10 protein-coding genes are annotated in these 7,783 nt (G+C 60.6%); all 10 read left to right on the top strand.

The features are described 5' to 3' along the window. Positions 1 to 179 precede the first annotated feature (179 nt). The 10 genes from QNN98_RS15275 to QNN98_RS15230 all read left to right on the top strand — a co-directional run bounded on the left by QNN98_RS15275 (position 180) and on the right by QNN98_RS15230 (position 7,714). On the top strand, positions 180 to 515 hold the full coding sequence (locus QNN98_RS15275) for a hypothetical protein (RefSeq protein ID WP_227913887.1): 336 nt from the start codon (positions 180 to 182) through the stop codon (positions 513 to 515). Between the two features lie 80 nt (positions 516 to 595). Further along, positions 596 to 901, top strand: a complete 306-nt coding sequence (locus tag QNN98_RS15270) for a pore-forming ESAT-6 family protein (RefSeq protein WP_227913888.1) — start codon at positions 596 to 598, stop codon at positions 899 to 901. Positions 902 to 909: 8 nt separating this feature from the next. Continuing rightward, a complete protein-coding gene (locus QNN98_RS15265) occupies positions 910 to 1,299 on the top strand; it encodes a DUF6507 family protein (protein ID WP_283998210.1) in 390 nt (129 codons plus the stop codon). Between the two features lie 243 nt (positions 1,300 to 1,542). Further along, entirely contained in the window at positions 1,543 to 3,732 is a 2,190-nt protein-coding gene (locus QNN98_RS15260) for a hypothetical protein (RefSeq protein ID WP_283998208.1), read from the top strand. Positions 3,733 to 3,992: 260 nt separating this feature from the next. Next, on the top strand, positions 3,993 to 4,247 hold the full coding sequence (locus QNN98_RS15255; protein WP_229960680.1) for a hypothetical protein: 255 nt from the start codon (positions 3,993 to 3,995) through the stop codon (positions 4,245 to 4,247). A gap of 49 nt (positions 4,248 to 4,296) precedes the next feature. Further along, positions 4,297 to 5,175 carry a hypothetical protein gene (locus tag QNN98_RS15250; RefSeq protein ID WP_283998204.1) on the top strand — a complete coding sequence of 293 codons (879 nt, stop codon included), beginning with the start codon at positions 4,297 to 4,299 and terminating at the stop codon, positions 5,173 to 5,175. 155 nt (positions 5,176 to 5,330) lie between these two features. Next, the gene (locus tag QNN98_RS15245) at positions 5,331 to 5,465 is read left to right on the top strand and encodes a hypothetical protein (RefSeq protein WP_283998202.1); all 135 of its coding nucleotides are present in this window, start codon (positions 5,331 to 5,333) and stop codon (positions 5,463 to 5,465) included. Between the two features lie 150 nt (positions 5,466 to 5,615). Beyond that, on the top strand, positions 5,616 to 5,948 hold the full coding sequence (locus QNN98_RS15240) for a hypothetical protein (RefSeq protein ID WP_283998200.1): 333 nt from the start codon (positions 5,616 to 5,618) through the stop codon (positions 5,946 to 5,948). Between the two features lie 106 nt (positions 5,949 to 6,054). After that, positions 6,055 to 6,558, top strand: coding sequence for a hypothetical protein (locus QNN98_RS15235; protein WP_283998198.1), 504 nt, complete (start codon positions 6,055 to 6,057; stop codon positions 6,556 to 6,558). 661 nt (positions 6,559 to 7,219) lie between these two features. Then, positions 7,220 to 7,714, top strand: a complete 495-nt coding sequence (locus QNN98_RS15230; RefSeq protein ID WP_283998196.1) for a hypothetical protein — start codon at positions 7,220 to 7,222, stop codon at positions 7,712 to 7,714. The last annotated feature ends 69 nt before the right edge of the window (positions 7,715 to 7,783 follow it).

Below are 7,783 nucleotides of genomic sequence, written 5' to 3'. Positions count from 1 at the left end.
GGATGGGTGGGGGATGGGTAGTTCTGCCCATGTGTTTTCCTTGACCGGTTTTGTTTTGGTGGGTTTGATAGGGGTTACCGGCAACGGAAAGGGATTTACCTGTTGGGGTGAATTCGTCCGGCTGACGGGGGAACAGTTTTGGACGAGGGCGCCGTGGGGTGCCAATAGGGAGTTTTTTCATGAAATTCGATATGGGTTCTTCTACGCTGGGTACGCTGACGCAGCAGACCGGGTCTTCGAATGAGGATTTGGGGCAGCTGGTGCGGAATCTGATGGAGGCTGCTGCTCCGTTGGAGGGCAAGTTCAACGGTGCCGGCCGGGTGAAGTTTGATGAGTTCAAGGCCCGCACTGATGAGGTGGCCAATGAGTTGAACAGTTCCCTGTCGGCGATTCTGACGGGCCAGTCGGAGATGGACCGGTCCTTCCAGACCGGTGACCAGGAGGCTGCGGATAACGCGGCCCAGCAGCAGGGTTCGGCGGCGTTCGACGCCGCACGGTTCGGTTCCTCGCGCTAGCGCGGGTTGAGCTTCTTCTTTTCTTCCTTTTCTTTTTCCGTTGTTGTTTCCGGCTGGTGCCGGTGTTGAAAGGATTTGTTATGTCCCAGGATCGTTTGAGCTATGACACTGATACGTCTTCTGCCGTGCAGGGGGATATCCAGTCGATTGTTGCCCGGTTGGAGTCGTTGATCGGTGAGCGTGAGAAGGCCGTGAACGCGGCGATGTCGGATTTCCAGGCTGATGGTGTGTCGGAGGAGTACCAGGCGGTGGAGAACCGTTTCCGGAATGCGGCTAATGAGACGCGGAACATTATTGCCCTGGTGAAGCAGACGCTGTCGCAGAATGATGAGACGGCTGCCGGTGCCGGTGCGCGGGCGAAGTCCGCCGTCGCCAATATCGGCTAGGACGCGCGGTGACGTACTCCATCCAGCCCGTGGAGGTGAGCGCCGTCCTGCAGGAAGTGGTGAACCACGTCGCCCAGTATGAGGGGCACGCGGTTTCCTTTCAGGGCGGGCTCAACGACCTCCTGGCCGCCGCCAAAAACAGCGGGGCAGTGGCGGACGCGTTGAACGGGTTCAACGAAAGGGTCATTACACCGGGAATGAACACCATTTCCGGGCGGACCCTTGCCGCAACCGAAGCCGTAAACAATGTCCTGAAGATCGTAGGGGCGGCGGACGGCCAGATGGCTACCGACGCCCAGACCGCCGCAGTCCAGCTGGCCCAGAGCACCTCCGGCGGTTCCTACGCGCCTGTTCCCCTGCACAGGCCCTCCCGCGGTGCTTCCATCGCTCAGGCATAGCCTCCCCTCCCGCCGCGCTGCCGGCGGCAGTGCCTGCCACCACCGAGTCAACGATTCGTTGCCCTGAACCGAAAGTGAAACGCCATGCCCGTGTTTGACGTGTCCGCGCTGGAGGCGATCATGCCTGAGCCGGAAGGGATCCGGGCGGCAGCTAAGTCCCTGCTTACAAGCGCCGCCGCCATCCAGTCCATTACGGAAAACGCAGCCCAGTCATGGGGCAAGCTCCAAGCCCAGGACGTGTACGTGATTGACGGCGCGGAGGTGGTTTTTTCTGCCTACCGGCCGATTCAGCGTGCTTCGCGGGACTTTGCGGATGATTTCGGGACGCTTGATGCGGCAGCGAACGTGTTCGCCGACGCGGTGGTGGACCTCAGAACCCGCCTTGCTGATGTGAAAGCCCGGGCGGCAGCCCTCAACCAGAAGGCTGCCGCTGATGACGAATGGACCAAGGACAAGGACCTCATCGCCGAGCAGGATTGGATCACCAATGAGCTCAATACCATCAGCGCTGAGCTCAGCGGCCACGAGCGCGCCTTCGCCCAGTCCATCAGCGACTTGTACAACGGCAACGAATATGTCGAGTACTCGGAGAACGGTCCCGCAGAAGGGCAGTTTGAGCATGGCATTCCCCGCGATGTATTGAACGCGGCAGCAGCCGAGGGCCAAGTGCCGTGGGCTCACCCCCAGGAGTTTGACAAACCCTGGTACCGGGACGCCGGAGACGCCTACTGGGCCTACACCAAAGCCTTTTTCGGAACCGGGCTGGACGCCGTTCTCGGCCTGGCGGCTCTTGCCGGTTTGGGCGGTAAGGACGCATTTGTCCAGAGCTGGAAGGGAGTGGGCACACTGGCGCACGACCTGTTCATCGTGACCGGTGCGGGCATGCCATTCATGATGGCGACGGGGCAGGAACAGAAGGTGAAAGACGCGGCCGGGAACCTGCTGGAAATTGCCAAGGACACCATTCACCTGGACGAGTGGAAGACGGATCCTGCCAGTGCGCTGGGGGCGACCGCCTTCGACGTGGTGACGACGATCGGAACGGGCGGTGCCGCCGCAGGCGTAAAAGGAGTCTCGGTAGCCGGTAAAGCGGCCGATGCAGCCGGTGACGCGGGGAAGCTGGCCAAGGCGGGCGAAGCGGCTGCCGCCGGGGGCCGAATGGCACACATTGCGGAGACCACCGGTATTGCCAAAGGTGTGCGGGCCGTAAAGGAAATCAGCGTCAAAATCGGTGAAATCAAGACCACTGCCGTCCAAACAATTTCGGAATCTCCGAAAACCGATCTCGGGCGCCTAGGCTCCGGCCACGACGCAAAGCACGCTGCGCCGGACACCCGGGCAGCCGCCCCCGATACGGTGACAAGGGCACCCGAAACGCAACCAAAAGCCCCCGGCGTGGACACTCCGGGCGGGCCCGCCCGCGGTCCGCACGTGCCAGAGGGGACCGTTCCTTCCAAAGCCGACCCCGACACGGGGAACGCCGGCAGCAAGCTGCCCGACGACGCCGCCGGTCCGAAGGCACCCGCACCCGGAGACAACGGTCCCCATGCCGGTGATGGGGGACTGGACGGCGGGACCAAGGGGCCGGGGAAGCCGGATGACCTGCCCACGGTTACCGCCGATGCCGCAGGCCAGCCGACCGAGGTAGAGTTCCCGGACGGAACGAGGATTTCGGTCGATTACCCAATAGAGACTCCCCGCAACGACATAATCCGGGAACTTAGTCCAGCATTGGAGTCCATTGGCAAGGACGAAGCCTGGTTGCGCAACGTCGTCGAGCAGGAAGTGGAGTCCCTTTCCGAAGACGAGTTGCAGGCACTGATGGAATTGCGGCATTCGATTCCCTCACTGGATGCGGATACCGTGATGCAGAAAGTGATTGACGGCAAGTCTTTTGAAGCGCTGCTGGACGGTTCGGACCTTTATGGGAACTCTGCGGGCGGCTTCATAACGAGGGCGTCAGACGCTGCGGACCTGCGCACACCGGAAGACGTCTACAACGCTTTGCGGCTTGACTACAAGAACACAAAGTATCTTCCCAACAATGACAAACCGGTGTACGCCGTCCAGTTCCGAGCAGGCAAGGGATTGGATGACATTCAGATTCCGGACGGCAGAGGCCAGGATGAGTTGCGGCGTCATGGCCTCGAGGCTGCCGACCCCACTGGACGACCTTACCCCGAGCCTCACGAAAAGCAGGATCCGTGGCCCAATACCGGCCATGGATGGACCGGGAGCACGGTCGATCACTCCAAGATCATTCCGGAGTACGCAGTCCGACAGGGAACAGGGGTGCCATATAACCATGGCGACGTAATATGGGAAATCAATGAAACCGGGGAACGCGTCCTGGTTGCCATTTTCGATAAGGACATGCCGGGCGCAAATGGAGCGAGAGGGATGTGGCGAAGAGTCGCGGGTTCCGGTGGCTAATTTAAGAATGCTGTTGGAATCCATAGCAATAAAGGCGCGAAAGGGTGCAAAGAGTGGCACAGCATCGTCCGACGGAGAGACTGCCTAATGGGATGCGTGTCCCGCAGTATTACGGGGTATGGCGGGGAGAATGGTTCTCCGCCCAGCTCACTCGTGAGGTTGCATCGCTCACGTCGTATGATCTGCAGCCGCCGAGCGCAGAGTGGTCTCCCTCACGGCACACGGATGAATCCGGCCACCCCAGGTACTGGTTCCTGGATGTGCCCGAAGACGAGCTTGACCGCTTGGTCAAAGTCACGGTGACGGCCAAGTGGAAGGGCAACGAGCTTGGCATCGTCCAGTATGCCGACGGTGTCGTTCACGCCCGGGTGGCGCCGCATCCGGCTCAGCAGGCCAGGATTGACCGGGGAGATATCCCAGAGATTGTCAAGGCTGACCGGATCGAGTATCACGGGACTTTCCGCTGGGAGGATCTGGAAGATGTCCAGATGGTTGAAAAGGACTTGAAGAAGTAGGTTTCGTCGGCACTTATCGCTGCCCGAGGGCAGCAGGAAGCAGAGTCTCGTGATTTTTCAGAAACCGCTCAGCCCGGCGCATGTGCGCACGATGGTGGAGGCCAACCGCGACTCGATCGCCGGGTTTGTCCTGAATGCCGCCGACGTCGCGCAGGTGAAGTCGCCCCGGGAACTGTATGAAGCGCACGGGCTGGGTTTCCCCGGCTCTCCGTGGGACCCGGCGGCGGACTACCTGGACGTGCTGCGTTTCGAGGCGCCGCCGTCGGTCTATGTGCATTCGGCGATGGCGCCGGGGTTCGTGGACCGGCCGCCGTTCACCGGTACCGGGTTTGCCCGCTGGGGCGGGGGAGTGGCCCCTGTGTGGTTCCTGGACGAGTGCCGGATTCCGCCGCGTGCCCAGTTGTGGCGGATCCGGGAGGGGCAGCAGGAGCAGTTGCTGGCTATGTATATAGATGTCGCCTCGGGGTGGGGCGTCTTGGAAGGCTCGGACATCCCCACGCCCCGGCACACCTCTCCGCAGACCGTGATCGGCTGGGTGGCTGTCTGGGACGGTTTCCAGTTCCCGGCGGACGTAGTGGGCGACAAGGCGGTGCTGGCTGCGGCGTCGGAACCGCCGGCCGAGATCGCCGGGTTCCGCCGGACGATGCGCGGGTGCTGGAGCCGCGAGGTGCCGCTCTCGGAACTGGATGACTTGTTCGAGGTCAACGCGGTGTGCCGGTGGCAGGGGCAGCCGTTCCGGATCACGGATGTGGCGCACGACGGCGGGGGCCGGGTTTTCCGTCTCTTCTACACCGGGCACAACGCCGATGTTGCGGAGTCGCTGGGCCTGAACAAGGCCGACGCCGGCGTGTACTGGACCGTCCAGCCGGAGTCTGCGGTGACGGACGTGGAGATGTTCCAGAACCGGCTCAAGCCGGCGGTGGGCTAGCGGCTAGGACAGGGATCGATTCGGTCTTCCTCATGGATGTGTTCGGCACTGTTGGAGGCCGACACAGACGCTGATATGGGATGCTTCGGCCTGGTCCGGGACCGCTTTTATTCACGCGACTCGCTAAAGACCGCGTCCACGGAGGGCAAGGTCCCTTGGGCCCACCTGCCGGTGCCGACCCCAAGGGCGACAACCCCAACACCCTGCCCGACGACGGCACTTCGGCGCCTGGCCAGACGGCGCCCGGACACACCGACGTGGAAACCCCGGGTCGGTCCTCGATGAATTAACTTGTAATTATGTGGAGTTCTAGCGGCCTGAAAATTACCGGCAAGTATGGCACTTGGAACGGCCAGGAAGCTGAATTACATTCGACTGCCCCTGTCGACGGGATGTTGCTGCTAGTCAAGTACGGCGGACAAGCGCCAGGGCCGGAGTGGATGACCATCGACCTTGGGAACCGGTTCCCAATCTCGGGCATAAGGCACGCGCTCGAGGTCCCGGTCGACGAGGTTTCGAATATTCATGCCGTAACAACTACCGGCGAATTGGGCTCGCGGGGCACTGTGACAATCCTTGCCGAGGCCAGGGACGGAAGGCTCGCAGCTTCTGCCAACGACCTTGGATTAAAAGAGTGGCTCATTATGGAATGCGGCTTCCACACCTATTTTGATGAGCCGGTTACCCGGTCATCGGCGTTTGGGTGGCTTCCGGCAGCCCTTGTTAGCAATATCAAATCCTCGGTTTCGTGGCGGAAGGACAATGACTCATAAGGACCTTCCAGGACCGTGCGGAGATGTCGCGGATAGACCGGAATGGCAATGAGGTGCTGGCGGCAATCTACTCTCTTGCGGGTAACCGTTGGATTAGTCTCTAAACATGTGGCTTTCCGATGGGAGAGAACTGACCGGATCTTACGGCACTTGGAAAGGGAAAATATTTGAACTGCGCCAGACAGCGCCTCTTGCGGATGGAACGTTGATTCTTGAGCGTGCGGGCGGGGACTCCCCGGGTCCTGAATGGGTGACTCAGGCCGGGGCCCACTCCTTCGGGAGGCCGCCCGTTGCGCATATACGGTTCGTTCCGGCCGATGAGGTCAAGGATATCCATGCCGTCTCCGCGGAGGGAATTTTCGGTTCCCGGTGCTGGGTATTTGTCCTCGCCGAAGATGGTAAGGGAAATCTTGCTGTTGAGGCGAGTGCGGCAAACCTGGTCTCGGATAAGAAGAGGTTGCTATCGCAATATGGATTCGAGGTCCGTCCGGGTGATCCGGTGGAGCGTACAAGTGTCCTGGGATGGCTTCCCGTCGAGCTGGTCCACGATGTTAAATCTGAAGTGGTGTGGCCCAAAGACGATGACTTACGACGAATCCCATGTTCGTAGGAGAGCAATTCGATAGGTTACACCATTCAAGAATCAGCCGTATGAGGCCAATGATGGCATTCGTGGGTTCCCGGGGGTTCTTTAGTCGTCGCTTGAGATTGGGCATAGGGCCGGTTTTCTTCTGTTCGTCGATGAACGGAGCAAGGCAAAATACCCTTCCCGGTCCTGCAAACCGTTCCAGGACCTAAGAACTCCGATAACCATGGCCAAAGCGAGAAAACGAAAAATCAAGGGACACGAGTAAATGTGCTCATGACTCCTTAAATCTCCCCGGTCACTCGGTCGGCAATTACTGTCCCACACATTGATAAGGTCCGGTCGCTGAGTGGGCCCGAATGTTGGCATCCGGCCTTAGCAAGCGCATTCTTTTGACGGCTTTGATGATTTACCCATGTTTCACCTCCGCGTTGGTGCCCCTGCAACTGGTGCAGATGGAGCTCACCCTACAAGTGGGCTCCGACAGGTCCGGAATGGTCTCCCTCGCCGCAATTTGATGAATCCGGCCAACCCAGATACTGGTTCCTTGGACGGAGCGGAATATCCCGCTCGGCAAAGGACGGACGCGGCGGGTAAAGCTCCTGGACCGTGGAAACGGCGGATGACGGCCGACACGGTGGGACCCGTGGGCCGGTCCATCGAACAATAAAGTAGCCTCGGTCCTATGTGGAGCTCCAGCGGAGAGAAGCTGTCCGGGTCGTACGGTACGTGGCAAGGGCAGGAAGTTGAACTAGATTCACCGGATCCGGATGACGGAATGCTCTTCCTCATAAAGTATGGCGGTGATGCCCCTGGTGCGGGTTGGCTGACGATCTACGACAGGGGAAGTTTCCCAACACCCGGTGTTCGACACTCGCTTGAGGTTCCCGCTGACGAGGTCACGGATATTCATTCCGTTCGGGCGATGGGGGACTTGGGTCTCGGGCGGGAGATTGAGCTTCTCGCTGAGGACCCTGACGGGAATTTTGCTGCCATCTCCGGTGAGTCGCTGCCGCCGGAGGAGCGGCGCCGGCTGGTGAGCGCTTACGGGTTTACCACTTTCTATGATGAGCCGGTTGAGAGATCCAGTGTGTTTGGATGGCTCCCCGGCGAAAAGGTCATAAACATCAAGTCCAACGTCTCGTGGCGGGAAAACGGTACCCCCGGGAAAGCCCCATAGCGGCTAGCGAGGACGGACGCCGTCGTCGGGCCACTGCGGCGCACAACTCCCGCAACCGGGCGGTATACG

The sequence above is a fragment of the Arthrobacter sp. zg-Y1143 genome (assembly GCF_030125565.1).
GTDB lineage: Bacteria > Actinomycetota > Actinomycetes > Actinomycetales > Micrococcaceae > Arthrobacter_B.
This window is presented reverse-complemented; position numbering and strand designations above follow the sequence as displayed.